Annotated in this window: 24 protein-coding genes and 1 riboswitch; of the genes, 6 read left to right on the top strand and 18 right to left on the bottom strand. The window is 69.4% G+C overall.

The features are described 5' to 3' along the window. Nucleotides 1-5: 5 nt before the first annotated feature. Complete coding sequence (locus tag ACFYSH_RS27405) at nt 6-1,337, bottom strand: aminotransferase class I/II-fold pyridoxal phosphate-dependent enzyme (protein WP_388756012.1); 1,332 nt, start codon at nt 1,335-1,337, stop codon at nt 6-8. Between the two features lie 35 nt (nt 1,338-1,372). On the opposite strand from ACFYSH_RS27405, the gene ACFYSH_RS27400 reads away from it, so the two are divergent. Both ACFYSH_RS27400 and ACFYSH_RS27395 read left to right on the top strand, forming a co-directional pair. Continuing rightward, nucleotides 1,373-2,074: a pyridoxamine 5'-phosphate oxidase family protein gene (locus ACFYSH_RS27400; RefSeq protein ID WP_359473271.1), complete on the top strand. Its 702-nt coding sequence runs from the start codon at nt 1,373-1,375 to the stop codon at nt 2,072-2,074. A gap of 515 nt (nt 2,075-2,589) precedes the next feature. Continuing rightward, nucleotides 2,590-3,501 carry a MerR family transcriptional regulator gene (locus ACFYSH_RS27395; RefSeq protein ID WP_359473476.1) on the top strand — a complete coding sequence of 304 codons (912 nt, stop codon included), beginning with the start codon at nt 2,590-2,592 and terminating at the stop codon, nt 3,499-3,501. Between the two features lie 51 nt (nt 3,502-3,552). Here the strand turns inward: ACFYSH_RS27395 and ACFYSH_RS27390 are convergent, their stop codons facing one another. The 4 genes from ACFYSH_RS27390 to ACFYSH_RS27375 all read right to left on the bottom strand — a co-directional run bounded on the left by ACFYSH_RS27390 (nt 3,553) and on the right by ACFYSH_RS27375 (nt 7,080). Next, nucleotides 3,553-4,509 (bottom strand): DMT family transporter, encoded by a 957-nt coding sequence (locus ACFYSH_RS27390; RefSeq protein ID WP_359473268.1) that lies wholly within the window; start codon nt 4,507-4,509, stop codon nt 3,553-3,555. 152 nt (nt 4,510-4,661) lie between these two features. After that, nucleotides 4,662-5,681, bottom strand: coding sequence for an EamA family transporter (locus ACFYSH_RS27385; RefSeq protein ID WP_359473265.1), 1,020 nt, complete (start codon nt 5,679-5,681; stop codon nt 4,662-4,664). A 67-nt stretch (nt 5,682-5,748) separates the two neighbouring features. Further along, nucleotides 5,749-6,279 (bottom strand): Clp protease N-terminal domain-containing protein, encoded by a 531-nt coding sequence (locus ACFYSH_RS27380; RefSeq protein WP_388756008.1) that lies wholly within the window; start codon nt 6,277-6,279, stop codon nt 5,749-5,751. 204 nt (nt 6,280-6,483) lie between these two features. Continuing rightward, on the bottom strand, nt 6,484-7,080 hold the full coding sequence (locus tag ACFYSH_RS27375; protein ID WP_359473259.1) for a PadR family transcriptional regulator: 597 nt from the start codon (nt 7,078-7,080) through the stop codon (nt 6,484-6,486). A 335-nt stretch (nt 7,081-7,415) separates the two neighbouring features. Between ACFYSH_RS27375 and ACFYSH_RS27370 the strand changes: the two genes are divergently transcribed. Beyond that, a complete protein-coding gene (locus ACFYSH_RS27370) occupies nt 7,416-8,237 on the top strand; it encodes a PhzF family phenazine biosynthesis protein (RefSeq protein ID WP_359473256.1) in 822 nt (273 codons plus the stop codon). 173 nt (nt 8,238-8,410) lie between these two features. Here ACFYSH_RS27370 and ACFYSH_RS27365 read toward each other — a convergent pair whose 3' ends face one another. Beyond that, nucleotides 8,411-9,190, bottom strand: coding sequence for a type II CAAX endopeptidase family protein (locus tag ACFYSH_RS27365; RefSeq protein WP_359473253.1), 780 nt, complete (start codon nt 9,188-9,190; stop codon nt 8,411-8,413). 94 nt (nt 9,191-9,284) lie between these two features. Beyond that, entirely contained in the window at nt 9,285-10,790 is a 1,506-nt protein-coding gene (locus tag ACFYSH_RS27360) for a glutamate-cysteine ligase family protein (RefSeq protein WP_359473250.1), read from the bottom strand. 492 nt (nt 10,791-11,282) lie between these two features. Here ACFYSH_RS27360 and ACFYSH_RS27355 point away from each other — a divergent pair, with 492 nt between their 5' ends. Both ACFYSH_RS27355 and ACFYSH_RS27350 read left to right on the top strand, forming a co-directional pair. Further along, nucleotides 11,283-11,897, top strand: coding sequence for a hypothetical protein (locus tag ACFYSH_RS27355; RefSeq protein WP_359473247.1), 615 nt, complete (start codon nt 11,283-11,285; stop codon nt 11,895-11,897). Between the two features lie 285 nt (nt 11,898-12,182). Then, nucleotides 12,183-12,389, top strand: coding sequence for a DUF5999 family protein (locus ACFYSH_RS27350; RefSeq protein ID WP_359473473.1), 207 nt, complete (start codon nt 12,183-12,185; stop codon nt 12,387-12,389). A gap of 66 nt (nt 12,390-12,455) precedes the next feature. On the opposite strand, the gene gcvP is transcribed toward ACFYSH_RS27350, so the two are convergent. Next, the gene (gene gcvP / locus ACFYSH_RS27345; protein ID WP_359473244.1) at nt 12,456-15,341 is read right to left on the bottom strand and encodes an aminomethyl-transferring glycine dehydrogenase; all 2,886 of its coding nucleotides are present in this window, start codon (nt 15,339-15,341) and stop codon (nt 12,456-12,458) included. Nucleotides 15,342-15,534: 193 nt separating this feature from the next. Continuing rightward, a riboswitch (glycine riboswitch) is annotated at nt 15,535-15,630 on the bottom strand. 132 nt (nt 15,631-15,762) lie between these two features. Between gcvP and ACFYSH_RS27340 the strand changes: the two genes are divergently transcribed. Next, the gene (locus tag ACFYSH_RS27340) at nt 15,763-16,140 is read left to right on the top strand and encodes a PRC-barrel domain-containing protein (RefSeq protein ID WP_359473241.1); all 378 of its coding nucleotides are present in this window, start codon (nt 15,763-15,765) and stop codon (nt 16,138-16,140) included. Here the strand turns inward: ACFYSH_RS27340 and ACFYSH_RS27335 are convergent. The 10 genes from ACFYSH_RS27335 to ACFYSH_RS27290 all read right to left on the bottom strand — a co-directional run bounded on the left by ACFYSH_RS27335 (nt 16,056) and on the right by ACFYSH_RS27290 (nt 25,997). Then, a complete protein-coding gene (locus tag ACFYSH_RS27335) occupies nt 16,056-17,513 on the bottom strand; it encodes a DNA polymerase IV (protein ID WP_359473239.1) in 1,458 nt (485 codons plus the stop codon). The genes ACFYSH_RS27340 and ACFYSH_RS27335 overlap by 85 nt on opposite strands. A gap of 75 nt (nt 17,514-17,588) precedes the next feature. Next, a complete protein-coding gene (locus ACFYSH_RS27330) occupies nt 17,589-18,206 on the bottom strand; it encodes a MerR family transcriptional regulator (RefSeq protein WP_359473237.1) in 618 nt (205 codons plus the stop codon). A 168-nt stretch (nt 18,207-18,374) separates the two neighbouring features. Then, nucleotides 18,375-18,848, bottom strand: a complete 474-nt coding sequence (locus ACFYSH_RS27325; protein ID WP_006123076.1) for a bifunctional nuclease family protein — start codon at nt 18,846-18,848, stop codon at nt 18,375-18,377. A 53-nt stretch (nt 18,849-18,901) separates the two neighbouring features. Continuing rightward, entirely contained in the window at nt 18,902-19,642 is a 741-nt protein-coding gene (locus ACFYSH_RS27320) for a MerR family transcriptional regulator (protein ID WP_359473234.1), read from the bottom strand. Between the two features lie 41 nt (nt 19,643-19,683). Further along, entirely contained in the window at nt 19,684-20,400 is a 717-nt protein-coding gene (locus ACFYSH_RS27315; RefSeq protein ID WP_388756002.1) for an FHA domain-containing protein, read from the bottom strand. 190 nt (nt 20,401-20,590) lie between these two features. Then, nucleotides 20,591-21,427, bottom strand: coding sequence for a DUF881 domain-containing protein (locus ACFYSH_RS27310; RefSeq protein WP_388755999.1), 837 nt, complete (start codon nt 21,425-21,427; stop codon nt 20,591-20,593). 5 nt (nt 21,428-21,432) lie between these two features. Further along, nucleotides 21,433-21,765 (bottom strand): small basic family protein, encoded by a 333-nt coding sequence (locus tag ACFYSH_RS27305; protein ID WP_003970459.1) that lies wholly within the window; start codon nt 21,763-21,765, stop codon nt 21,433-21,435. Further along, the gene (locus tag ACFYSH_RS27300) at nt 21,762-22,682 is read right to left on the bottom strand and encodes a DUF881 domain-containing protein (protein WP_359473226.1); all 921 of its coding nucleotides are present in this window, start codon (nt 22,680-22,682) and stop codon (nt 21,762-21,764) included. The genes ACFYSH_RS27305 and ACFYSH_RS27300 overlap by 4 nt, the downstream gene beginning before the upstream one ends. 98 nt (nt 22,683-22,780) lie before the next feature. Then, entirely contained in the window at nt 22,781-25,276 is a 2,496-nt protein-coding gene (locus ACFYSH_RS27295) for a mannose-1-phosphate guanyltransferase (RefSeq protein ID WP_359473224.1), read from the bottom strand. 112 nt (nt 25,277-25,388) lie between these two features. Further along, nucleotides 25,389-25,997, bottom strand: a complete 609-nt coding sequence (locus tag ACFYSH_RS27290; protein ID WP_104790512.1) for a CDP-alcohol phosphatidyltransferase family protein — start codon at nt 25,995-25,997, stop codon at nt 25,389-25,391. Nucleotides 25,998-26,183: the final 186 nt, after the last annotated feature.

Below are 26,183 nucleotides of genomic sequence, written 5' to 3'. Positions count from 1 at the left end.
GCCGTTCAGCCGTGACTGACCGGACGGGCGGGTGGTGCCGCCGCCGCGACAGCGTCGGCCAAGGGCTCGATGTCGGCGGTGGACAGTGACGAGACGGTCAGGCGCAGCCCCTGCCGCGAGGTCATCCGGAACCGCGCCCCGGGGGCCACCGCCCAGCCGGAGTGCAGCATCCTGGCCACCGCCCCGGTCTCGTCGCCCACGGGCACCCACACATTCATCCCCGTACGGCCGTACGCCTCGATCCCCCTCTCCTCGAGCGCCCGCACGAGGGCGTCCCGGCGCTCCCCGTAGGAGCGGGAGACCGCCGCCGTGTCGACGGCGCCCGTCTCCCACAGGTGCGCCACGGTCCGCTGCAGCAGTCCGCTGACCCAGCCGGGTCCCAGTCGCTGACGCCCGGTCACCCGGTCAACGGTGAGCCCGTCCCCGGTGAGCACGGCGACCCGCAGGTCCGGCCCGTACGCCTTGGAGACGGACCGCACGAAGGCCCAGCGCTCGGTGACCCCCGCCAGGGGGTGCACCGGCAGGTCGACGATGGCGTGGCCGTGATCGTCCTCGATCAGCAGCACGCCCGGGTGCTCCGCGAGGACGGACCGCAGCTCCTTCGCCCTGCGGCTCCCCACCGTCGCGCCGGTCGGGTTCTGCGCCCGGTCGGTGACCACCAGAGCCCTGGCACCCGCCCGCAGCACCCGCTCCACCTCGCCGGGAAGCGGGCCGTCCTCGTCCAGCGCCACCGGAACCACGCGCATCCCGAGTGCCGGAACGAGATCCAACAGCGCCCCCCATCCTGGGTCCTCGACAGCCACCGCGTCACCGGGCTTGAGGTGCGCGGTGAGCACCCGCTCGATCGCGTCGAGAGCCCCGGAGGTGACCGCTACCGGCCCGTCCGGCACACCGTCCGCGTCCAGGCCGGCCCGGGCGAGTTCCGCGAACCGGGGGACCACTGCCGCGTCGCCGTAGAGGCCGAGCTCCCGGCCGTATGCCTCCGCGGCCGCCGCCAACGCCTCACCGAGGACGGGCAGCAGGGCGGGGTCGGGGTTGCCGTCGCCCAGGTCACGCACCCCCGGAGGCGCTTCCACCCGGAGCGAGCCGCGCGCCGTACTCGCGGGCCTGGGCCGCACCCGGCTCCCCCGCCGCCCTGCCGTCTCGATCACTCCGCGCTCCCGGAGGGACCGGTAGGCGGCGGCCACCGTATTCGTATTGACGCCGAGGAGGGACGCCAACTCCCGCATGGGCGGCAGCACATGACCCGGATCGAGGTCACCCGACGCGACCCCGCGCTCCACACTCGCGGCAATGTCCGATGCACGCCGCCCACTGATCCGATACTCTCCTAGCACAAAGAACATTATGTACTAGTGCAATGGAGTACGCAATGCCGGACACTTCCACGCCCGACAGCACCGGCCTCCCCGAGGCTGCCGCCTACCAGCCGACGGACCGCACGGTCCCGAGCCGCGCCAGGGAGCGCGCCGCGTACGACCAGGAGACGGTGCACTCGATACTCGACGCGGCCTACCTCTGCCACCTGGGTTTCATCCGCGACGGCGCACCCGTCGTCCTGCCGACCCTCTTCGGCCGGGTCGGCGAGCGGCTGTACGTGCACGGCTCGACCGGATCACGGCCACTGCGGGCGACGGGCGCGGCGGACCCAGGCCTCGCCGTCTGCCTGACCGTGACGCATGTGGACGGTCTGGTGCTGGCCCGTTCGGCCTTCCACCACTCGATGAACTACCGCTCCGTGGTGGTCCACGGCATCGCCCGGGCCGTGACCGACCCGGAGGAGCGTCGCATCGCACTCGACGCCCTCGTCGACCAGGTCGTACCGGGCCGCTCGAAGGACTCCCGGCCTGCGGACGCCAAGGAACTCGCCGCGACCGCGGTGATCCGCCTGGACCTCGACGAGGTCTCCGCCAAGATCCGTACCGGCGGCCCGAACGACGCCCCGGAGGACCTCTCGCTGCCGTACTGGGCGGGCGTGATTCCGCTGACGCGCGGACACGCGGCACCGGTTCCGTCCGACGACCTGGACCCGGCAGTCCAGGTGCCGGGCTACCTCACAGGGCAATACACCTAGGCCGCGTTTCAGGTTCGGATTCCTGTGCGCGCCCTGCCCGTGGACGAGCACGATATGGGCGAGGGACTCTTCCTGAGGAGCAGTGGTCGGTGCTGGAGTCGGTGGCGGGTAGGGACCTGAGTTCCGTGGCGGGACCTGACGTTCGAGTACGGACCGCGGCAGACGCTGTATGGACTGTTCCGGAGATGGCAGCGTCGGGGTGTGTGAGCCCGGCTGCTGACGTTGTCACAGGCCAGGGCTGCTGCGGCCGGGCTGGTCCTCCGGGAGGTCGATGTCGACTACACCATCTGCCGGGCACACCAGCATGATGCCGGTGCCCGCCGGCGCGGTGCTGTGCAGAAGGAACGCCAGGCGGAGTGAGCGCCGAACCTGAAGACCATGGACTGGGCAGGTCGCGAGGCGGGGTCACCACGAAGACGCATGTGGCGGGGCGGTGTGTATGGAGTTGCACCTTCCGTAGCGGCACGTGGTCCGGTGGACTTACGTCCCGACCCCTTGAGGAAAGGTCCCTGCTCATGCATTCGTCTTTCATGCCGCCCCGCCAGGTCAAGATCGGTGACGCGGCGGCCTTCGCCGGCAGCACGCCACGGGCGCTTCGCCATTACCACGCGATCGGCCTGCTCCCCGAGCCTGAGCGGGGCGGCGATGACCGCCGCCGCTACGGGTACGACGACATGATCCGCCTGCTGTGGATTCGCAAGATGGCCGACGCCGGGATCGCCCTGGACGACATCCGTGACGCCTTCACCACCGGCATGGCTTCCACCGGTGCGGACAGCGGAGACAGTATCGCGGGCATCCTGGAGCGGTTGGAGGAAACCCTCGCCGAGCAGGAAGCGGAATTGCGGCGGCAACGGACCGCCGTGCAGCGGATGCGCACCGAAGGCAGCCGGATGGGCCTGCTCTCCGACTTCGTCTCCGAACGCCTCAAGGGCCTGCCCGAGGGTTCCCTGCGTCAGGCGGACCTGGACAGTCTGCTGGTCACTGAGCGGATCTTCGGCCCGCTCGGCGCGGCCGTCCAGGCCACTCGCTTCGTCGTCCTGGCCACGCATCCCACTCTGCGGGAGGATTCCGACCGCATCGATGACGCCGAGGAGGCACTCGATGACAGCGTCGCCGTCGATGATCCACGGGTGGCCCAAGTGGCCGTCGAGCGCCACGCCTTCGAATGCGCCCTGCAGGCCGTCATCGAGGAGTCCGGTCTGGGTGAAGACGACGATGCCCTCTGCGGCGCCTGGGATGCTTTGCACCCTGCTGCCGCCGATGACGGCGAGGACGAAGCCGACCTCAGCTCCGGCAGGCGGGAGGCTGACTCCTTGAGTGCGCTCGAAGCCACCGGCAAGATGCCCTACGACTTCTCCCCGGCCCGCCTGCGCTGTATGGAACTGGCCGAAGAGCTGTCCGCCCAAGACTCACCCGCCACCTGAAACACGGCCTGTACCCGGCAGCTGCCGACCGCACGCCCTTGTGCCCTCGGCTCAGGCCGCCACGGCGGTCCGGCGACGGGCGGCCGCGGTGCCACGTGCCTCGGCGAAGGCCAGCCCCGCCACGGCGGTGAGCAGGAGCAGCGTGCCGATGACCGTGGCCGCGGTGAGCCGCTCCCGCAGGACGGTCACCGCGATGACAGCCGCGCTCACCGGCTCGAGGAGCATGATGACCGAGACGGTCGCCGACCGGACCGCTGCGGCGCCCGCGAAGTAGAGGGCGTAGGCGAGTGCGGTCGGCACCGCCGCCACATAGACGAGCAGCCACAGCACCTGACCCGTCTCGGCGGTGTGCGGCAGGAGGCCTTCGGCCGCCGCCATGGGCAGCAGTCCCACGGTGCCGATGGCGAAGGCCCATGCGCTGGTGGACAAGGAGTCGCCCGCCGCGCCGTCCCGGCCGAGCCATCGGGTCAGCAGGGTGATCGCCGCATACCCGGCGGCGGACAGTACGGCCAGCAGCAGTCCGCTGGGCCGTACTTCGGCCGGTTCGCCACCGAGCACCAGCACGGCGAGGCCCGTGAGCGCACCGGCCACGGCGGTGATCCCGCCCTTGCCCAGCCGCTCCCCCATGGTCAGCCGCGCGCCGACAGCGATGAGGACGGGCCCCGCCCCCAGCGTGACCACGGTGCCGACGGCGAGTCCGGTCGCCTCGACGGCCGCGAAGTACGCGCTCTGGAACACGGTGAGACCGACACCGGTCCCCAGGATGCGTAGCAGCCGCCGACGGCGCGGCTCGGCGGCGGCACGCGGGCGGCGGGGACGCAGCGCGAGCGCGCCGGCCAGCAGGACGAGACCGCCGACGCAGCGCCAGAACGACAGGGCGAGGGGACCGAGATCGCTGATCCGGAAGAGCAGGGAGGCGGCCGCACCGGCCGTACCCCAGGCAATACCGGCGACGACGAGATAGACGAGGCTCCGCCCGACAGGCAGGCCGGAAACAGGGTGGGACATGTGACGCTCCAGAAGAAGGGGTGGTCGCTCGGCTCCGCGCGCGGGCAGCGACGAACCGCTCGGGGCGTACCCGAGCCGGGTCTTCGTCCGGAGTGGCCGCCTCGCGCTAGGCGGCAGGAGGCGGAAGTACGGTCTGCGGCATGATCGACACCCTACGGCGATGCCGGAGGCCGGGACAACTCGCCTCCGGTCCCGGCCGGCTCGCGCGCACCCTTCGCCCCATGAGCCGACGCGACCGGCCCCGACGGGGGCTTGGGCGCGGACGACTGCGCGATGAAGGCGCCGATCAGCACCACTCCGCCGCCCACGAGCTGCGGTGCCGAGAGGTGCTCGCCCAGGAGCACCCAGGCGAGCACGGTCGCGACGACCGCCTCGAGACAAGCCACGACACCCGCGACCTGGGGTGAGAGCAGCCGCACCGACACCACACCGGTGCCGTAGGCCAGCACCGTCGCGAGCAGCACGATCCAGCCGAGGAGCAGCCACGCCGGGACGTCGTGGCCGCCCATGTCCGCACTTGCGCCGAGGACCGCCCAGTCCATGCCCCAGGGCCTGGCCACCACCGTCAGCACGGCCGCGCCGGCCAGCAGTCCGTACGCGATCACTCCTACCGGGTGCGGCGGTTCGGCGTCGGCCGTGTCCCCGTGGCCGGCGCCCTGGTCCGACAGGACGAAGTAGCCCACCTGGCAGCATGCCGCGCCGAGAGCGAGCAGCAGCCCGATCACGTCGAAGCTGAGACCGGCCCACACCTCGACGACGCAGGCGAGCCCGCCGACCGCCAGCACCACACCGGCCGCGGCGGCGCGGGTGACAGGCCGTCGCTGCACGAAGCGCACCCAGCCGAGGACGAGTGCGGGCGCCAGATACTCGATCAACAGGGCGACGCCGACCGGGATACGAGAGAGCGAGGCGAAGTAGAAGGCCTGCACCCCGGCCACGGCGAACAGTCCGAAGCCGGCCAGCAGGACGGGCCGCTCCCGGACCAGATGACGGTGCCGCCAGGCAACCGGCAGCATGACCACGGCGGCGCCGGCCACCCGTAGCCACACCACGTGCAGTGGGCCGAGTCCCGCCTCGATCAGCGGCTTGGCCGCAACCCCTGAACCACCGAATGCGAAAGCCGAGACAAGGGCCAGGCCCAGACCCGCTCTTCTCCCCTGAGACGCGTGCATCGGCACATCATGGCAGCAGGCGTCAGCAGCGTCATCACCGTCACACCTGTCCGTCGCGTGTTCATGATCACCGCTGCGAGCCGCTCACGGCCGCGCGGCCGGCCAGCCACTCGGCTGCGACCCCTGCCCGCTCCAGCACCTCGACCGCCCGGCACCGCGGATCCGCGACCAGGGCCGCCAGCAGATCGAGGCCGTCGGCGTACGGTTCCCCGCGCGAGAGCGCGGCACGTGCGGCGCGGTCCAGCGCCGCTGCCGCAGAGGGCGACCACCCTTCACCCGCGGGCTCCCGTACGGCCGGAAAAGCGCCCGAATCCTCCTGTGTCCCCTGCCAGCTGAGGCCGTACCCGATGCTGCGCTGGACGAGATATCCGAGCACCTTGGCCAGTCGCGGCCCACCGTCGAAGGCCTCCCGCACCTCGGGGTCCGACTCGACGAGGGAGTGCAGGAGATGAGCAGTATCGACATGCCGGTCACCGTCGCGCACGGCCCGCCTGCGCGCGCCGCTCACGACACCGGTCATGGCAGCGCTCAGCCCGGTACCGGACCACGGATGGTTCGGCGGGGTCGGTTCGGGGAACCTCGATGTCCGGATGTGCACACCTCCACCCCATCAGTCCCAGGGAGGGAAAACATCCCCGGTGCGACCCATCCGCCATCCCGCGAAAGGCGGGGAACGGAGAGGGAGCCCTCATCCTTGCGGATGAGATCGCGCCGTACGAGGCAGTTCGGCGTCGTGCGCAGCGAACAGAGAGAAGAAGGGTCCCCGGCCGGGGACCCTTCTCGGTTCGCAGACACCTCACGCTCAGTGTTCGTCGGCGAGGATCAGGTACAGCTTCTTACGGGCGTCGTTGATCACCGTGAGAGCCTTCTGCCGCTGGTCGGCCGAGCCGGTCTTCCAGACCTGGCCGAACGCCTCCATGAGGCCGAAGCCGGCCTGGCGGATCTCGTTCACACCCTCCCAGTCGACACCGCGCCCCGCTTCCTCCCAGGGGGCGTCGGGGCCGGACTCGGCCTCGCCGTGTCCCAGGTCGGTGAGCGTGAACAGCTTCTTCCCGCCCTCGCTGGCGCTGGTGATCAGACCCTCGTCCTCCAGCATCTGAAGGGTGGGGTACACCGAGCCGGGGCTGGGCTTCCAGGCCCCTCCGCTGCGCTCGCCGATCTCCTGGATCATCTCGTAGCCGTGCATCGGGCGGTCCTTGAGCAGCGCGAGGATGGATGCGCGTACGTCACCGCGCCTGGCCCTCCCCCGCCCGCCCCCTCGGCCGCGTCCGCCACCGAAGGGCCCGCCACCGAAGGGCGGTCCGAACGGCCCGAACGCGGCACGGCCACCTTCGAAGGGGCCCCTGCCGGCGCCTCGGCGACCCGGGCCGTATCCGTGGTCGTCTCCATGTGCACGCATGACTGCGCTCCTCTCCTCCTTGCGGATATGCGACTGTTCAGTGAACGATCGCGATGCCTCAACGATATATCGGAAGCTATCGCCTGGCAAGGCCGCCTCGAGAGGTACCGACATCCCGCCCGGTGCAGGTCGAGCGCGACGACGGACGGGCGCCCTTCGCGGACTCCCGGTCCGGACCGTTCCGTTCAGGCATTTGAAACAGTGCGAGGCCCGTGCACAGCGCCCCCGGCGGGGGCAGCGCCCCGCTTCCGGGCGCCCGCGGCGCACCACGATCGGGCCGCGTTTCCCCGATTGGCCTTGGACCGCGCGCAGCGACCCCGCCTACGGTCGGCTGCATGAAGATCCGCATCGTTGACGCGTTCGCCGACCGCCCCTTCGCCGGCAACCCCGCCGGAGTCGTGATCCTGGACTCCGGCACCTTTCCAGGGGCTGACCGCCTCCAGCTCATCGCCTCCGAGGTCAATCTCTCGGAGACCGCGTTCTGCCACCCCCTGCCGCCCGGCGGTGAGGCGGACTGGGCGCTGCGGTGGTTCACTCCCGCCACCGAGGTCGATCTCTGCGGGCACGCGACGCTGGCCACCGCCCATGTACTGCACACCACCGGCACCGCGAGCGGCACGGTGCGCCACGCCACCCGATCCGGCGTCCTGCGCACCACCGCCCACGACGACGGCAACGTGACGTTGGACTTCCCCACAGCCCCGCTGACGTCGGTGCCCGCCCCACCCGGGCTGGCGGAAGCGCTCGGTGCGGTGCCCCTCTCCCTGCACGACACGGGTGAGCACGTCGGCGATCTCCTGGTGGAACTGGCGGACGAAGCGGCCGTGCGCGCCCTACGGCCGGACTTCCACGCGCTCGTCGCCTGCTCCAGGCGGGGCGTCATCGCCACAGCGGCGGCCGCGGACCCCACGCGCGGGTACGACTTCGTCTCGCGTGGCTTCTTCCCCCGGGTCGGCATCGACGAGGACCCGGTGACCGGAAGCGCCCACACCGCGCTGGCGCCCTTCTGGTCGGGCAGGTTCGGCCGCGACGACCTCATCGGCCTCCAGGCCTCCGCCCGCTCGGGCGTGGTCCGTACCTCGCTGCGCGGCGAGCGCACACTGCTGACCGGACGGGCCGTCACGGTGATCGACGGGGAACTGCTCACCGGGCTCTGAGGTGTGGACCGGCACCTCCCAGTGGATGCCGCGAAGCGCACGATCGGACGGGGTGGGCCAACCACGCCACTGTGGGAGCGGAACGGTGCAGCACCGGGTCGAACTCCGGAGTGATGCGGCTCATCGACATACGGACACCTGTGCGCGCGATGCTCTTCCTGTCAGGGGCAGGCTTACGGTGTGGGCAGCCAGCCCACTTCTCCCGCGAGCAGCGCGTAGCCGACGAACGCCCCGATGTCGAGCAGGGCATGGGCCACGACCAGCGGCCCGATCCGCCCCCAGCGCCTGTACAGCAGCACGAAGACGACGCCCATGACCATGTTCCCGATGAAACCGCCGATCCCCTGGTACAGGTGGTACGAGCCGCGCAGCACTGAGCTAGCCACCAGGGCGGCCATCGGTGACCACCCCAACTGCCCCAGTCTGCGCAGCAGATAGCCGACGACGATGACCTCCTCCACGAGCGAGTTCTGCACCGCGGAGAGGATCAGCACCGGAAACTTCCACCACACATCGGGCAGTGACTCCGGCACCACCGTCAGGTTGAACCCCGCCGCCCGCGCCACCAGGTAGAAGGCCAGCCCCGCGCTGCCGATCCCCGCCGCGACGAGGGTGCCCCGGCCGAGGTCCGGCCATGGTCTGGTGCGGTCGAGGCCGAGGGACCGCAGACCGGCCCGTTCCCGCATCAGCAGATGAGCGACCAGCGCGACGGGCACCAGGGCCGTCGCGATGCCGAACAGTTGCCAGGCCAGGTCCAGCCACGGCCGCCCGGGGGCGTACGACCCGTTCAGCGTCGCAGCCTGATCCTTGAGGCCACCCGGTTTCGTCAGCGACCCGATGAAGCTGATCAGGGCAGAGACCGCGCTGGCCCCGAGTGAGAGAGCCAGCACGAGCAGGGTCTCCGACCGGAGGGTCCGCCGGGACACCCCCACGTGAGGATTGGAATCAGCCACGCGCCCCGCCTCCACCCGTACACCTGCCGTCAGCCATGCGTCGTCATAGCTTGCCCGACGGGCACGGGGGGCGGGACACCGGGCGGCCTGCTCCTCAGGGTGCGGGAAAACCGACGGGCCAGGTGTGCACCGGCTCACCGGCCTGCATGAGCTCACCGTAGCGCCGGGTGGTGGCTGCCAGCGCACCCTCCCGCTCGAGACCGGCCTCCAGGGCACGATGGTACGTATCGACCTGCCAGGAGGCGCCGTTCACCCGGAGCCTGCACCGCTCCTCGATGACGCCGAGGTAGCGGTCCCGGTCCGAGGGTTCGATGTTCCAGGCGTCGAGCCCGGCGGCCGCGAGCGGCAGCAGTTCGTCCCGCACGAGCTTGACCGCGGGCACCTTCGCCACGCCACCGGAGCGGCCGGGGCGCGGCCAGAGCAGTTCGGCGTCGATTCCGTGACGGCAGGCGGCGTCGAAGTTCTCGGCCGCCGCCTCGAAGGGCAGCTTGGACCACACCGGCCGGGGCTCGTCGGCGAGCGCGCGCACCAGGCCGTAGTAGAAGGCGGCATTGGCGATCACATCGACGACCGAGGGGCCGGCCGGCAGGACCCGGTTCTCCACCCGCAGATGGGGAACACCGTCGGCCAGCCCGTACACCGGGCGGTTCCATCGGTAGACCGTGCCGTTGTGCAGGACGAGTTCGGACAGTGCCGGTACACCGCCCTCGTCCAGGACGCGCAGCGGATCCTCCTCGCCGCAGATCGGCAGCAGGGGCGGGTAGTAGCGCACGTTCTCCTCGAAGAGCTCGTACGCCGAACTGATCCAGCGCTCCCCGAACCAGGTCCGGGGACGCACTCCCTGATTCCGCAGTTCGGGCGGCCGCACGTCTGTGGCCTGCTGGAACAGGGGTGGCCGCGACTCGCGCCACAGCTCTTTACCGAACAGGAAGGGCGAGTTGGCCCCGAGGGCGATCTGCACGGACGCGACGGCTTGGGCCGCGTTCCAGACATCCGCGAAACGGTCCGGTGTCACCTGCAGGTGCAACTGGACCGATGTACACGCCGCTTCCGGGGCGATCGAGGCGGAGGTCGAGACCAATCGCTCGACACCTTCGATATCGAGGGCGAATTCCTCTCCGCGCGCAGCCGTCATTTGATCGTTGAGAAGCGTGTACCGGTCGACGTCCGACAGGTTCGCCGACACGACATCGTCCTGTCCGAGAGTCGGCAGGATGCCGATCATCACGATCCCCGCGTCGACCTCCGCAGCCTTACGGTGGGCATACGCCAGTCCTGTGCGCAACTCCTCGGCCAGCTGATCGAAAACCCGGCCGCTCAGCCGGTGGGGAAGAATGTTCACTTCCAGATTGAACATCCCCAGTTCGGTCTGAAAATCCCGGCTGGCGATGCGCTGGAGCACCTCCGCATTCCGCATCCTCGGCATGCCGTCCGAACCCGCGAGATTCAGCTCGATCTCCAGCCCCATGAGATTTCTGGGGCGATCGAACCTCCGCTCCGACAGGAGCCTCCCCAGCCCGGTCAGGCACTGGGTGAGCTTCTCGCGGTACGCCTGCCGATCGGACGGGGCAAAAGCGCCCGCCACGACCTTCTCACCCATCGAAGGGTCCCTCCTCGAGTAGGCGGCCCGAGGCACAGGGCCGCTCGTATCACGATCGATAATGCCCCGACGAGATGATCCGTAACGCCCGCACGACCCACGGGTACCCGGTAGTCTGGTGACTGAAGCCGGAGGCACATTCCGAAGGCATGAGGCATATGCAGGGTGCGCGATCGATGCGCACCGCGGAAACACCGATGAGTTTCAGCCTACCGCCGCACCGAGAAAATAGCTGGCGGCGAGGGTCGGAAGCGGCTCGAATCCACAGAAACCGCGCAATTCAAGGGCTCAAATCCTCCTTGCGCACAATATGCGGTACGGCTAGCCGAAACATCGTGTGAACATTTGTCGTATAAACTCTGCGAACGAGGCAGAGAGTTGACGCACCGGCCCGTCCGCCCGTCACCGGCCTTCCTCTGGCCCCGCACGCCGACAGCGCCGTCTGCACCCGCCCGCGCATCACCGTGTCTCCGAAGTGAGAGGCAACCCACCATGCCGCTGCATGTTTCCCCGGCCCCAGCGCCCGCACTCCGCAGCGTTCTCGCGGCACTCGGTTCTCCCACCGCAGTCCGCGAGGCCCACACGCCCGCTCTTCGTTCCGTCCAGGGATCGCTGAGCCCCGAACTCCCGCTTCCCGTCCACGTACTGGACCGGATCATGCCGAACGACGCGGCGCCGCGCACCCGCCTCGCCGGCTGGCGCTTCCTGATCCGGAGCGGTGGGCGCGCCATCGCCGCCGCGGACACCATGCACACCGCCGACGGCTGGGCCTTCTCGCACTTCCTCGAGGGTCCCTACATCGCCTCCACCGAACTCGCCGTACGGCAGACGGAGTCGACGGCGACGTCCTACCAGCCACGTCTGCTGTCCGTGCCCGAGCTGTACATGTTCACGCTGTGGCTGCACCACGACGTCGAGGCCGACGCAGGAAGCGGCGCTCTCGCACCGACCGATGTGCTGGTGCCCCTGGCACCCGCGCCCCCGGGCATCACGGCCCATCGACCGCACCGGGTCGCGGACCTGCTCCCGGTCATGACGCTACGAGTCACCCCGGCGGCTCTGCCAGATGTGCCCGGGCTCCCCGGTCTCCTCGGCTCGCCCGCCTGACCCGCCTTCCCACCCGCCCCCGCCGAGCCGCTCGGTGGGGGCGGGTCCGTGCCAGATCGGACTAGTCCGCTCAGGCCACCCCGAACCATCCGAACGGACAGTCCAGTTGGATAACACCCTCCGGCCGGGTGACACGTCGTCGGAGGAGAGCGGCGGCTGCCGCGAAATCCCTGCGGACAGACGCCCGCAGGGCAACACTGGGACCGGACCGACTGATACGGGGCGGCCATGAACACCTCACCCAGCCGCAGGACCCTCGACTCGACGCAGCGAAAGAACCCACCCATGTGCCAGCACAAGCCACCCTGTCCGACCGCCGACTCCAACGACCGGGAAGCCGCGCGCCTGATGGCGCACCACCCGGAACAAGGCTGGAGCCTGCTGTGCAACGGTGTCCTGCTCTTCGAGGACACCGGCGAACTGCTTCCGGACGGGCAGATCATCGCCCCCCACCGCCCGCTGAAGAACGGCCAGGTGGTGAAAGCCGCCTGACCGCGGCCGCCACGGGCACGGGGCCGGCCCGGAGAAGTCTCCGCACCGGCCCCGACACGTGTCCGCCTACTGGTCGTACGCGTCCAGCGGCGGGCAGGAGCAGACCAGGTTGCGGTCACCGAACGCGCCGTCGATCCGGCGCACCGGCGGCCAGTACTTGTCCGAGGGCGTGACGCCGGACGGGAAGACCGCCTCTTCACGGGTGTAGGAGTGGTTCCACTCGCCACCGAGCGCCGCAGCCGTGTGCGGGGCGTTGCGCAGCGGGTTGTCGTCCGCGCTCCACGCACCGGACGCGACCTTGTCGATCTCACCGCGGATGGCGATCATGGTGTCGCAGAACCGGTCGAGCTCGGCGAGGTCCTCGCTCTCGGTCGGCTCGATCATCAGCGTCCCGGCCACCGGGAACGACATGGTCGGCGAGTGGAAACCGTAGTCGATCAGCCGCTTGGCGATGTCGTCGATGCTGACGCCGGTCGCCTTGGAGATCGGCCGCAGGTCCACGATGCACTCGTGCGCGACCAGACCGGCCGGGCCGTTGTAGAGGACCGGGAAGTGCGGTTCGAGGCGCTTGGCGATGTAGTTGGCCGCGAGTACGGCGACCTGCGTCGCACGCTTCAGCCCCTCTCCCCCCATGAGGCGTACGTACGCCCACGAGATCGGCAGGATACCCGCCGAGCCCCACGGCGCCGCCGAGATCGGGCCGACGCCGGTCTCCGGGCCCGCCGCGGGCTGGAGGGGGTGGTTGGGGAGGTACGGCGCCAGGTGGGCCCTCACCCCGACCGGACCGACGCCCGGACCGCCGCCGCCGTGCGGGATGCAGAAGGTCTTGTGCAGGTTCAGATGGGAGACGTCGCCGCCGAAATGCCCCGGCTTGGCGAGGCCGACCAGCGCGTTGAGGTTGGCGCCGTCCACGTACACCTGACCACCGGCGTCATGCACCTCGCCGCAGATGTCCGCGACGTGCTCCTCGAAGACACCGTGCGTGGACGGGTAGGTGATCATGAGGACGGCCAGCTCGTCGCGGTGGGTCGCGATCTTGGCCCGGAGGTCCTCTATGTCGACCTCACCGTCGTCCGCCGTCTTCACCACGACGACCTTCATGCCGGCCATCACGGCGCTCGCGGCGTTGGTGCCGTGCGCGGAGGACGGAATCAGGCAGACGGTGCGCCCGTGCTCCCCGTTGGCCCGGTGGTAGGCGCGCACGGCCAGCAGTCCGGCGAATTCGCCCTGCGAGCCCGCGTTGGGCTGGATGGAGACGGCGTCGTAACCGGTGACCTCGGCGAGGCGCTCCTCCAGCTCACGGATGAGGGTGAGGAAGCCCTGTGCCTGCTCGGCCGGCGCGAAGGGGTGCAGCGCACCGAATTCGGGCCAGGTGATCGACTCCATCTCGGCGGTCGCGTTGAGCTTCATGGTGCAGGAGCCGAGCGGGATCATGCCGCGGTCCAGCGCGTAGTCACGGTCGGCGAGCTTGCGGAGGTAGCGCAGCATCGCCGTCTCGGAGCGGTACCGGTGGAACACCGGGTGGGTGAGGACGTCGTCGGTGCGCAGTAGACCCTCGGGCAGCACATCGGCCGCCTCGGCGTCCAGCGCCTCGATGTCGCCACCGGTCCCGAAGGCCGCCCAGACCGCGGCGACACGGGTGCGCGTGGTGGTCTCGTCACACGCCACGGAGACGTGGTCGGCGTCCACGAGGCGCAGGTTGACCCCGCGCTCACGCGCGTCGGCGACCACATCGGCCGCCGTGCCCGGCACCCGGACCGTGAGGGTGTCGAAGTAGGTGTCGTGCACGACCTCGGTTCCGGCGGCGCGCAACCCCTCGGCCAGGACGGTGGCGAACCGGTGGGTGCGCCGGGCGATCGTCCGCAGCCCCTCGGGCCCGTGGTAGACGGCGTACATGCCTGCCATGACGGCGAGCAGCACCTGCGCCGTACAGATGTTGCTGGTGGCCCTCTCGCGGCGGATGTGCTGCTCGCGGGTCTGCAGTGCCAGACGGTAGGCCTTGTTGCCGTCCGCGTCGACGGAGACCCCGACGAGTCGGCCGGGCAGGCTGCGGGCGAACTTCTCGCGTACCGCCATGAAGCCGGCGTGCGGTCCGCCGAAGCCCATCGGGACACCGAAGCGCTGCGTGGTGCCGACGGCGATGTCCGCCCCCAGCTCACCCGGCGAGGTGAGCAGCGTAAGAGCCAGCAGGTCAGCGGCGACGGAAACGATCGCGCCCAGCTCGTGCGCCTGGTCGATGACGGGCCTGATGTCCCGTACGGCACCGGAGGCGCCCGGGTACTGGAGCAGCACACCGAAGACGCCGCGCTCGGCGATCTGTGCCGGGATTCCGTCGCTGAGGTCGGCGACGACGACCTCGACACCGGTCGGCTCGGCGCGGGTCTCGATCACCGCGATGGTCTGCGGCAGGGTGTCGGCGTCGACCAGGAAGACGCCGTCCTTCACCTTGCCGACCCGTCGCGCCAGCGCCATGGCCTCGGCGGCGGCCGTTCCCTCGTCGAGGAGTGAGGCGCCCGAGGTCGGCAGTCCGGTGAGGTCGGCGACCACCGTCTGGAAGTTCAGGAGAGCCTCGAGCCGGCCCTGCGAGATTTCCGGCTGGTACGGCGTGTACGCCGTGTACCAGGCGGGGTTCTCCATGACGTTGCGCAGGATGACCGGCGGGGTGAACGTGCCGTAGTAGCCGAGCCCGATCATCGGGGCGAGCACCTGGTTGCGGTCGGCCAGGCTGCGCAGCTCGGTCAGGACCTCGGCCTCGGTGCGGGCCTCGGGGAGGTTCAGCGCCTCCGCGCTCCTGATCACGTCGGGCACCGCGGCGGCGGTGAGCTCGTCGAGGGAGCCGTAGCCGACCTGGGCGAGCATCTTCGCCTGCGCCCCGGCATCAGGCCCGATGTGGCGCTGCTCGAACGGAATGCCCTGCTCCAGCTGGGAGAGCGGAGTGCGACGGGGGGTCATGATGGAGGCCTCCTGGTCTGTCACGACCTGCGAGGGGCGCCACGGCGTGGCTGCCCGAACGGCCTCCCCATCTGTCATCTCGACCTGAGAGCTTCACCGGCGCGCCCTGGGGCATACCGGCTTTCACCGTCGGTGAGGGAGGTACCCGTCGCGGCGCGTGCCGTACGGATTCCGCCCTGCTTTCCAGAGTGACCTCGTCCGTGCGGTACGGGGGCCTGAGAGATTCCGGGGAGGAGTTGCTCCTTCGGCGCCTCCGGATGACTCCGGAGAACTCTCCCGCACAGGGTCAGCAGCCGTGTTCCAGCCTACCAGCGAGGCCGGCGCGGGCCGTCTCGAGTGGCCGACCACACGGATCTGGCCTTTCGTAGTGCTGTGGAGCAGCCGCGACCACCTGATGCCGTCGTGACCAGTGGGAGGCACCGTGCAGACCGACATCGATCCGCGCAGCCTGATCGGCCGCAAGGCCTTCGACCGTCAAGGGGCAAAGATCGGAACGGTGGACGAGGTCTATCTCGACGACGCCACCGGGGTGCCCGAGTGGGCCGCCGTACGCACCGGTCTCTTCACCAGGGACGCGTTCGTCCCGCTGGACCCGAGTGAATTCGTCGACGGTTCCCTGCTGGTGCCCTTCGACCGGGCCCTGATCAAGGACGCGCCCGACTTCGGCGTGGGCCGCCATCTGTCTCCTGAGCAGGAACTGCAGCTCTACCGTCATTACGGGCTGGACACCTCACCCTCGCCCTCCGCCGGGACGGGCCCGGACAGGGATTTCGGCAAGCTCGCCGGCCACGAGGAGTAGTCCGCCGGGTACCGCACGAGGGGCAGCGGATCGGCCGGCTGCAGCTCCGGATCGTCGATGCGGAACGTACGTACCCGGCCGGGACGCGTCCACGGCTCCTCGAAGCGCACGGTGACCCGGCCGACGCCGCTGCCCTGCACCCAACCGTGGCCGTGGACGTCGTGCCGTACGTCGTGTCCGGCCGGCCAGCGGCGGGAGGCCGGCGGCTCCTCGCCCTCCCGGTCTTCCGCCCCCTCCACCGTGGTGTCCCGCTCGCCCGGGGAGTCGGCGGCCGCCGACTCCCCGGCGGCGTGCTCCGCGTCGGCCGCCTGGGCGAAGAGGTCTTCCTGGGTGAAGTCCGCCAGCCCCGTGACGCCGACGCCGAGCAGGCGTACGCCGCCGGTCGTGTCCACGGCCTCCAGAAGCCGTGCAGCGGCCTCCCTGACCACCGTGGGGTCATCGGTGGGGCCGCGCAGGGTCTCGGACCTGGTGAGCGTGGAGAAGTCGTAGCGGCGGACCTTGAGGACGACGGTCCGCCCCGACCGTCCGGCGTCTCGCAGCCGCTGCACACAGCGGTCGGCGAGACGCACCACCTCCGCCCGGACGCGCACGCGGTCGTGCAGGTCCACGTCGAAGGTGTCCTCGACCGACACGGACTTGGCGTCCCGTTCGGCGACGACGGGACGGTCGTCGTAGCCCTGCGCCATGCGGTGGAGCGAGACGCCGTGTGCCTTGCCCAGCAGCCGTACCAGCTCCGCCTCGCCCGCCTCCGCGAGGTGGCTGACGACGGTCATACCGGCGCGTCGGAGATGGTCGCCGGTGGCGGGCCCCACACCCGGAAGGGTGCGCACGGGCATGGGCGCGAGGAGCTGGCGCTCGGTGCCGGGTTCGATCAGGAGCAGCCCGTCAGGTTTCGCCTCCTCGGAGGCGATCTTGGCCAGCATCTTCGAGCCGGCGAGGCCGACCGAACCACTGAGTCCTGTGACGTCCCTGATCACGGTGCGCAGGTGCTCACCGACCGCACGCGCGGAGGCCGAGTCGTCGGCCACGCCCCCGGCCTCAAGATCGACGAAGGCTTCGTCCAGGCTGAGCGGCTCGACGAGCGGTGACAGCCGTCCGAGAAGCTCCATCACCTGATCGCTGACGGCCCGGTAGAGGGCGAATCGCGGGACGAGGTACGCGGCGTTGGGCGCGAGCCGCCGCGCCTGTGCCGTCGGCATCGCCGAATGCACGCCGAGTCGCCGAGCCTCGTACGAGGCGGTGGCGACCACTCCGCGCGTCCCCAGTCCACCCACCACCACGGGTTTGCCACGGAGGCTGGGCTTCGCGGCCTGCTCCGCGGAGGCGTAGAAGGCGTCCATGTCCAGATGCAGGATGGTCGGCGCGGCTCTCACATGGACCGATGCTGCCCTACACCACTGACAACCGCCCTGCCCGGCACTCGCACCACCCCGCTCTGCCCCGGCTCCTCAGCCCGCGCGATTGCGCCGCCGTGCCAGTTCGTCAGCGGGGTTGTGACCGATCAGGGTCTCCCCGGTGTCGACGCGCTCCCCGTGCAGCTGGGACAGGGCCGCGTCGACGTCCTTCCAGACGACACCGACCGCGATACCGAAGATGCCCTGGCCGCCCTGGAGCAGGTTCACGACCTCGTCGGGCGAGGAACACTCGTAGACCGTCGCCCCGTCACTCATGAGAGTCATCCGCTCGAGATCCGAGAATCCGCGGGCTCTGAGGTGCTGAACGGTGGTGCGGATGTTCTGGAGGGCGACGCCCGTGTCCAGGAACCGCTTGACGATCTTGAGGAGGACCACGTCCCGGAAACTGTAGAGACGCTGTGTCCCCGACCCGTACGCCGGACGCACGCTCGGCTCCACGAGTCCCGTACGCGCCCAGTAATCGAGCTGGCGGTAGGTGATCCCGGCCGCCGCGCACGCCGTGGGCCCCCGGTAGCCGATGTCCCCTGCCACTGCCACACCGTCCGCCGCCACCGCCGCCGGCTGAACCGGCTGTCTGATGGAATGGTCGGCCGCACTGCCGTGCTGCCGATACGGTCCACCCGCGACCGTACCGTCGCCGCTGCTTCTCACGCCGACCTCCGTCCTTGACCTGCCACCTCGAAGGTAGGCAGTCACCAGGGGTGCGTCAACGATCGCCACACTCGGCACGCCGAGTGATAATCACCCTGAGGGTGGTTTCCCCTGAGTGCTTTCAGGGAACGGCTTGTCGAATGCGCTGACACCGCCACCGCAGGACGGTCACTGACTGTTCGTGCCGAAGTCCTCCGGCGAGATCTGGTCGAGGAACTCGCGGAACTTCTCCACCTCGTCCTCCTGCTCGTCCGGAATGGCGATTCCCGCGTCGTCCAGCACACCGTCACTGCCGTAGATCGGCGTACCGGTGCGCAGGGCGAGCGCTATGGCATCGGACGGCCGGGCGCTCACCTCCACCCCACTGGCAAAGACCAGCTCCGCGTAGAAGACCCCTTCCCGCAGGTCCGTGATGCGGACCTCGGTGAGCTCCTGGCCTACCGCCTCGAGCACATCCTTGAAGAGATCATGGGTCAGCGGCCTGGCCGGAGCCATGCCCTGCTGGGCGAAGGCGATCGCAGTCGCTTCCCCAGGGCCGATCCAAATGGGGAGGTACCGGTCGCCTCCCACTTCACGCAGGAGCACGATCGGTTGGTTGGAGGGCATTTCCACCCGGACACCCACAACGTCGAGCTCGTTCACACAGCAACCCTAGGACGTGCCCGCCATGTTTGGATAGTCGGGCTCCTGCGCCCTCAGTGGAAGTCGGCCTTCAGAGCACTCTGCACGAGCGCGGCGTGGAGCCGGATCGAGAGCTCCGCAAGCTCCTTCGCTGTGGCTTCCGCATGGGCCCTGGTCTGCGGATTCCGATGCCGACGCAGCGGCGCGACGACCTGCCCGACCAGCCCCGCCTCGCGCTCCGCGGCAGCCTTCACGGCCCGCAGATGCCGAGGTTCCAGACCGAACCTGCCCAGGTCCGCCACCAGACGCGCCACCGTCACCGCCTCGGCGTCGTAGCTGCCCCCCGGGGCGCGCACGATCAGCCCGTACGACTCCCACTCGTCGAGCTGCTCCTCGCTGGCCTCAGCGGCGGCCAGGAGCTCGGAGCGTCCGATACGGGCGGCGGTGGCCTGCCCCGGCCCCTGGTCGCGGAAGGCGTCCACGGGCTCACCCTGCCCACCGGAAGGCAGTACCGCCTGCTCACCGCGGGCCAGGGCTTCCAGGTGCTCACGGATGACCTTGAGCGGCAGGTAGTGGTCCCGCTGCATGCGCAGCACCTGAGCAAGCCGCTCGATGTCCGCAGGGCTGAACTTCCGGTAGCCCGACGGCGTCCGCTGAGGCTCGATGAGGCCTTCCGCCTCCAAGAAGCGGATCTTGGAGATGGTGACTTCGGGAAATTCGTCGCGCAACTGCAGAAGCACCGTGCCGATGCTCATCGCGCGCTCGCCTGCGGCGGCGGTGCCGTTACCGGCACCGCCTGTGGGTGTTCGCAGCATGGACCTTCCTGAGGGTCCCCCCGGACGGAGTCCGAGGGAGGTCACACGCCCCGCTGGCTCGCGTAGAAGACCAGCCGGTACTTTCCGATCTGGACTTCGTCGCCGTTGGTCAGCGCGACGGAATCGATGCGCTCGCGGTTGACGTACGTGCCGTTCAGGCTGCCGACGTCGCCCACGGTGAAACTACCCTCCGGGCTCCTGCGGAACTCCACATGACGCCGCGACACGGTCACGTCGTCGAGGAAGATGTCACTCTCCGGGTGACGGCCGGCCGTCGTGAGGTCGCCGTCCAGCAGGAAGCGACTGCCGGAGTTCGGTCCCCGTCGGACCACCAGCAGCGCGGATCCGGCCGGCAGGGCGTCGACCGCGGCCTGAGCCTCCGGGGAGAGCGAGGGGAGGGCCGTCTGGCCCGTCGCCTCGGCCTCGTACGCCTCGATACCGGAGATCGAGATGGTCGAGGTCGTCTCCGAGGCACGCTCGGGCACTCCGCCCCTCAGCGGCGCACCGCAGTTGGAGCAGAAACGGCTGGCCTGGGCATTCCGATGCCCGCACCTCGAGCAGGCCGACATGGAACCTATGCCCGCGCCTCCGGGACCGGACGGCGCGCCGGCCCCGCCGACGGCTCCCTGGACCTCGTCGCGGAAGAGCGGGCGCTCCGAGCCCTGCTCCTCGGCACCCTGACGCGGAGCGCGGTGGCGGGCAGCGTTGTTGCTGTCCTCGCGGGCACTCTTTCCGAACAACTTCGCAAACAACTTCACGGGCGTTTCCCCTTGACCGAAATAGACCCGCCCGTGGGGCAGGACGAACCCTGAATGAACACACCTGCCGACCCGGACATCTTCACAACGTCCGTATCCACCCGACAGTTTCCACCACGCGTCACCGATCCGTTGCGCCGACCCCCCGCAACCCGGTGGCCGTGTCCTTCGAAGACCGCGCGCCCCCGCCTCACCGGGACGACGACCGAGCGTAGTCAGGCTGCTTCGCCGGTCGCAAGGCGTCCACGACGATGTCGTCGGCACGCGTCACCTCTGCCGTGGCCTGCTCCTTCTCGAGCGTCTGCACCACGCCGCCGGGGATGTTCAGCGCCGGCTCCAGGTCCTGCGGCTTGCCGATGACTTCGAACGCGTAGGGCGCCTCGATCTTCCGGCTGTCGACTCTCAACTCTCCCCCGTCACCGGAGAAGTATGTATTGGCCACCACCCGCACACCGTTGATCTCGATCGCCTCGGCGCCTGCGGCGCGCAGCTCCTGGATGGTGTCCAGGAGCATGTCGGCCTCCACCGCACCGGTCGGATCACTGATGGTCAGGGTGATGCCTGGACCGTGCGCCACCACGGTACCTGCCAGGATACCGAGCTGACGCTCCTTTTCGAGCGTCTGCTTCCGCGCCTCCTCCGCCTGGTCGGAGCTGTTCTCGAGTTCCGTGCGCTGGTCGTCGAGACGCTGCTTCTCGTCCTCGAGGCGCTGGGTTCGGTTGTCGAGCTCGTCGAGGATACGGACCAGGTCCTCCTGGCGGGCGCCACGCAGAGCGCTGTTGTCGCTGTTCGACCTGACCTGGATGGCCAGCCCCAGACCTAGGACGAACAACAGCAGTGCGACGATCAGTTGGGCCCTGCTGACCCTGGGCGGCCAGAGACCGGCCCGAAGCCGCTGCCGACCCGAGATCTCCTCGGAACGGGCCGGCGGTGACGGCTCCGGCGCGGGTGCTTCGGCCGGGAGTGCCCCGGCGTGTACCCCGCCGGAGTTCCGTTCGCTGTTCGAGTTCTGTTCGTTGTCGCTCATCGGCCTCACGCCCGGAAGACGTGCCGGCGGATGGCCGCGGCGTTGGAGAAGATGCGGATGCCGAGGACGACCACCACTCCGGTGGACAACTGGGCGCCGACGCCGAGTTTGTCGCCGAGGAAGACGATCAGGGCGGCCACCACGACGTTCGACAGGAACGACACCACGAAGACCTTGTCCACGAAGATCCCGTCGAGCATCGCCCGCAGACCGCCGAAGACGGCGTCGAGCGCGGCCACCACGGCGATCGGCAGATAGGGCTCGACCACCGCCGGCACTTCGGGCCGGACCAACAGTCCGACCACGACTCCCACGACGAGGCCCAGTACGGCGATCACGATGTGCCCTTCCCTGTGTCTGCCGCACCACTGCCCGTGTCTGCGGCCTGAGGCTCTGCTGTGCGTACGATCAGGCTGGGCGCGGCCGGGAGGCGCACCTTCTCCTGCTCGGACATGCTGGTGCGGATGCCGAAGCTCTCGTGCAGCGCCTGAAGATACTGGCCGTCAGCACTGTCCCGGAAGGCGGTGGCGAGTCTCTGTCCGTCCCCCACCGCCAGCACCGTGTACGGCGGCACCAGCGGCCTGTTGTCGACCAGTATGGCGTCGCCCGCCGCGCGGATCGCGGAGAGCGCCGTGAGCCGCTGCCCGTTGATGGAGACCGCCTCGGCCCCGGACTGCCACAGCCCGTTGATGACGCGTTGCATGTCCCGGTCACGTACCCGTCCGGTGTCGGCGAAGCCGGTGGACTCTCGCGGCCCACCACCGCCCTGGTCCGTGTCCTCAGCGTCGTCCACGACCAGTTTGATCCCCGGGCCTTCGACCGGGGTGGCTCCCGACAGCAGAGCCACCAGGGCGCCCTGGTCCCCGCCGTGCTCCTGAAGTGCTTTGCGCTGCCGCTCGCCGACGTCCTTGCGCAACTTCTCGACAGCCGCCTCGAGCGTGTCCGCCGTGGAGGTCTCGGCGTTCACCCGGTCGATGAGCTCTTCACGCTCCTTGGCCACGACCGGCGCCGCGACCTGCGCCTCCGCGGCTCCGAGCGTCACTACGAGAGCGGCCAGTACCAGGCCCCCGGCGAGACCGAGCTTCGCCTTCAGCGTGCGCGGCATTCCCTGACCGCCCTCGGCCCGGCGACGGGCCGACGCCTCGGCGTATCCCTCGTCGAGGCTGTGTTCCATCACCGTGGTCAGCAGCGACATGGAGGCGTCGGGGCGAGGACGCGGCGGAGCGCTGCTCCGATCGGGGGGCGGCTGCGACATGCCGCACATCGTCGCACGTCATGCCTGCTGCCGCCGAATGGCCCCACCGTCGGTCCGGAAGCCGCGGCACGCCGGCTTCCGGACCGACGGGCACCGGCTCAGTCGCCGGCGCTGTCCACGACCGTCGCCCATTCGTCGAGCAGTGCCTGGGCCGAGGCGTCATCAGGGCCTTCGGCCCACAGATGAGTGACCGCTTCCGACGGGTCGGGGAGCACCATCACCCAACGGCCGTCGGTCTCGACGACCCGGACACCGTCGGTGGTGTCCACACTGCGCTCACCGGCGGCCTCCACGACCCGGCGCATGACGAGTCCCTTGACCGCCCAAGGTGTGGCGAGGTCTCGTCGCAGTACATGGGCGCGCGGGATGCGGGCGTCGATCTGGCTGAGGGTGAGCTGCGTCCTGGCCACCAGACCGATGAGCCGGACGAAGGCCGCCGCACCGTCGAAGACGCTGCTGAACTCGGGCACGATGAAGCCGCCTCGGCCGTCACCGCCGAAGATCGTGGTGTCCTCGCGGCCCACTCTGGTCAGGTCGTCGGGTGACGTGGTCGTCCACTCCACCTGCGTCCCGTGGTAAGCCGCTACCTGTTCGGCGACGCGCGTGGTCGTCACCGGCAGGGCCACCCGCCCGCTCCTCCGCTCGGCAGCCACGAGGTCGAGCATGACCAGCAGCGCCCGGTCGTCCTCGATGATGCGTCCCCGCTCGTCGACGAGGGACAGCCGTTCACCGACAGGGTCGAACCGGACGCCGAAGGCGGCCCGTGCGGACGACACGATCTCGCCGAGGCGCACCAGTCCCGCGCGCCGGGACTCGGCGGACTCGGTCGGCCGTGACTCGTCGAGCCCCGGGTTGATGGTCAGGGCGTCCACACCGAGGCGGCCGAGCAGGCTGGGCAGAACAAGCCCGGCGCTGCCGTTGGAGGCGTCCACGACCACCTTGAGGCCCGCGTCGGCGATGCCTTCCGTATCGACGTTGCGCAGCAGTGAACCCGTGTAGGAGTCGAAGACGCTCGACGGGAAGTGCAGGTCCCCGATCTCTCCGGGGAAGGCACGGCGGTATTCCTGACGGGCGTAGACCCGGTCCAGCTTTCTCTGGCGTGCCTGGGAGAGATCAGCTCCCCGCTCGTCGAAGAACATGATGTCGACCGAATCCGGCACGCCGGGAGACGTACGGATCATGATTCCGCCGGCGCTGCCCCGCGCGGTCTGCTGGCGGGCCACCGGCAGCGGGACGTTCTCCAGGTCGCGGACGTCGATGGCGCTGGCCTGCAGCGCGGAGATGACCGCTCTCTTCAGCGCACGGGCACCGCGGGAGTGGTCACGGGCGGTGGTCACCGTCGCGCCCTTTTTCAGGGTCGTCGCGTATGCGCCGGCGAGCCGGACGGCGAGCTCCGGAGTGATCTCGACGTTCAGGATCCCGGAGACACCGCGGGCTCCGAAGAGGTGCGCCTGGCCGCGCGACTCCCAGATCACCGAGGTGTTGACGAAGGCACCGGCCTCGATGGTCTTGAACGGGTAGACCCGGACATTGCCCTGAATGATCGATTCTTCACCGACCAGGCACTCGTCGCCGATGACCGCGCCGTCCTCGATGCGGGAGGCCCGCATGATGTCGGTGTTCTTGCCGATCACACAGCCGCGCAGATTGCTGTGCTGTCCGATGTAGACGTTGTCGTGCACGACCGCCCGGTGGAGGAACGCACCGGATTTCACGACGACGTTCGAACCCACCACGGTATGTTCGCGGATCTCCGCGCCTGCTTCGATCTTGGCGTAGTCACCGATGTACAAAGGCCCGCGCAGCACCGCGTCGGGGTGGACCTCGGCGCCTTCCGCGACCCAGACGCCCGGAGAGATCTCGAATCCGTCGAGTTCGACGTCGACCTTGCGCTCCAGCACGTCGGCCTGTGCCTTCACGTAGCTTTCGTGCGTGCCCACGTCTTCCCAGTAGCCCTCCGCGATGTAGCCGCAGATCAGCTTGCCGTCCTTCATGAGCTGCGGGAACACGTCGCCGGACCAGTCCACCGAGGTGTCGGCCTGGACGTAGTCGAAGACCTCGGGCTCCATCACGTAGATACCCGTGTTCACCGTGTCCGAGAAGACTTGACCCCAGGTCGGCTTCTCGAGGAAGCGCTCTACCCTACCTTCCTCGTCCACGATCGTGATGCCGAATTCAAGGGGATTCGGGACCCGGGTCAGGCATACCGTGACGAGGGCACCCTTCTCCTTGTGGAAGGCGATGAGGTCCGTGAGGTCGAAGTCGGTGAGAGCGTCGCCGGAAATGACCAGGAAGGTGTCGTCCTTCAGAGCTTCCTCGGCGTTCTTCACGCTTCCCGCGGTACCGAGGGGCTTCTCCTCGTTGGCATAACTGAGCTCCATCCCGAGCTCTTCGCCGTCACCGAAATAGTTCTTGACGAGGGAGGCGAGGAACTGGACGGTCACCACGGTCTCATTGAGCCCGTGCCGTTTGAGCAACCTCAGCACATGCTCCATGATCGGCCGATTGGCCACGGGCAGGAGCGGCTTGGGCATGCTTGAGGTCATGGGGCGAAGGCGAGTGCCTTCGCCGCCTGCCATCACGACGGCCTTCATGTCGGAAACGTCCTCCTCGAAGAGACGACGGTCTGGCCGACTTCACCCGTCGGGGCGACACCACAACTATCCGGTGCGGGCCGGCGACTCTGCACGGCGCCTCGTCGACGAGCTAATCGGCTACTTCATCCGCCTTGACCAGACGGCGGACCTGGACCACGTACAGGATCCCTGCCCACCAATAGAGGGTTGTACCCCACCCAGCGAACGCCCATCCGAAAATGGTGCCCAGCGAAGCAAGCCAACCACTTCCGTCACTGAGCAGCAACAAGGGGAAGGCGTACATCAGGTTGAATGTTGCAGCTTTGCCGAGGAAGTTCACCTGAGGCGGCGGATAGCCGTGCCGACGCAGGATTCCGACCATGACGAGGAGCATCAGCTCACGGGCGAGGAGCGCGGCCGTCAACCAGAGCGGCAGGATTTCCCGCCAGGTGAGCCCGACGAGGGTCGAGAGAATGTAGAGGCGGTCGGCGGCCGGATCCAGGAGCCGGCCGAGACTGCTGATCTGGTTCCAGCGACGGGCGAGCTTGCCGTCGAGGTAGTCACTGACCCCGCTCAGCATCAGAACCAGCAGGGCCCAGCCATCGCTGTTGGGCCCGCCGAACACGGGGCGAAGAATCAGCCACAGGAAGAGCGGTACGCCGACGAGGCGAGCCATGCTGAGGATGTTGGGGATGGTGAGTACTCGGTCCGTCTGAACTCGAGTCTCCTGGACCTCCACCCGGGGGCCTCCTGTGAAGAACGTGCCAATGATGCCCCCTGACCTTACCCTCACCGTCCGAACGTCGATGCACAGGGGTGCTGGCAGAAGGACTGTGAACGCAGAAAAGCCCCGTGCCACAAGGGCACGGGGCTTTCCCGGAATAATTGTTCGGCGGCGTCCTACTCTCCCACAGGGTCCCCCCTG

The sequence above is a fragment of the Streptomyces sp. NPDC005791 genome, assembly GCF_042871485.1.
Taxonomy (GTDB): domain Bacteria; phylum Actinomycetota; class Actinomycetes; order Streptomycetales; family Streptomycetaceae; genus Streptomyces.
This window is presented reverse-complemented; position numbering and strand designations above follow the sequence as displayed.

Coding starts and splice junctions, on each gene's coding strand:
- ACFYSH_RS27320 (WP_359473234.1), bottom strand. CDS start 19,642: ATGCTGCGAACACCCACAGGCGGTGCCGGTAACGGCACCGCCGCCGCA.
- ACFYSH_RS27375 (WP_359473259.1), bottom strand. CDS start 7,080: ATGCGTGCACATGGAGACGACCACGGATACGGCCCGGGTCGCCGAGGC.
- ACFYSH_RS27400 (WP_359473271.1), top strand. CDS start 1,373: ATGCCGGACACTTCCACGCCCGACAGCACCGGCCTCCCCGAGGCTGCC.
- ACFYSH_RS27310 (WP_388755999.1), bottom strand. CDS start 21,427: ATGAGCGACAACGAACAGAACTCGAACAGCGAACGGAACTCCGGCGGG.
- ACFYSH_RS27370 (WP_359473256.1), top strand. CDS start 7,416: ATGAAGATCCGCATCGTTGACGCGTTCGCCGACCGCCCCTTCGCCGGC.
- ACFYSH_RS27360 (WP_359473250.1), bottom strand. CDS start 10,790: ATGGGTGAGAAGGTCGTGGCGGGCGCTTTTGCCCCGTCCGATCGGCAG.
- ACFYSH_RS27295 (WP_359473224.1), bottom strand. CDS start 25,276: ATGAAGGCCGTCGTGATGGCAGGCGGCGAAGGCACTCGCCTTCGCCCC.
- gcvP (WP_359473244.1), bottom strand. CDS start 15,341: ATGACCCCCCGTCGCACTCCGCTCTCCCAGCTGGAGCAGGGCATTCCG.
- ACFYSH_RS27355 (WP_359473247.1), top strand. CDS start 11,283: ATGCCGCTGCATGTTTCCCCGGCCCCAGCGCCCGCACTCCGCAGCGTT.
- ACFYSH_RS27390 (WP_359473268.1), bottom strand. CDS start 4,509: ATGTCCCACCCTGTTTCCGGCCTGCCTGTCGGGCGGAGCCTCGTCTAT.
- ACFYSH_RS27300 (WP_359473226.1), bottom strand. CDS start 22,682: ATGTCGCAGCCGCCCCCCGATCGGAGCAGCGCTCCGCCGCGTCCTCGC.
- ACFYSH_RS27385 (WP_359473265.1), bottom strand. CDS start 5,681: ATGCACGCGTCTCAGGGGAGAAGAGCGGGTCTGGGCCTGGCCCTTGTC.
- ACFYSH_RS27350 (WP_359473473.1), top strand. CDS start 12,183: ATGTGCCAGCACAAGCCACCCTGTCCGACCGCCGACTCCAACGACCGG.
- ACFYSH_RS27395 (WP_359473476.1), top strand. CDS start 2,590: ATGCATTCGTCTTTCATGCCGCCCCGCCAGGTCAAGATCGGTGACGCG.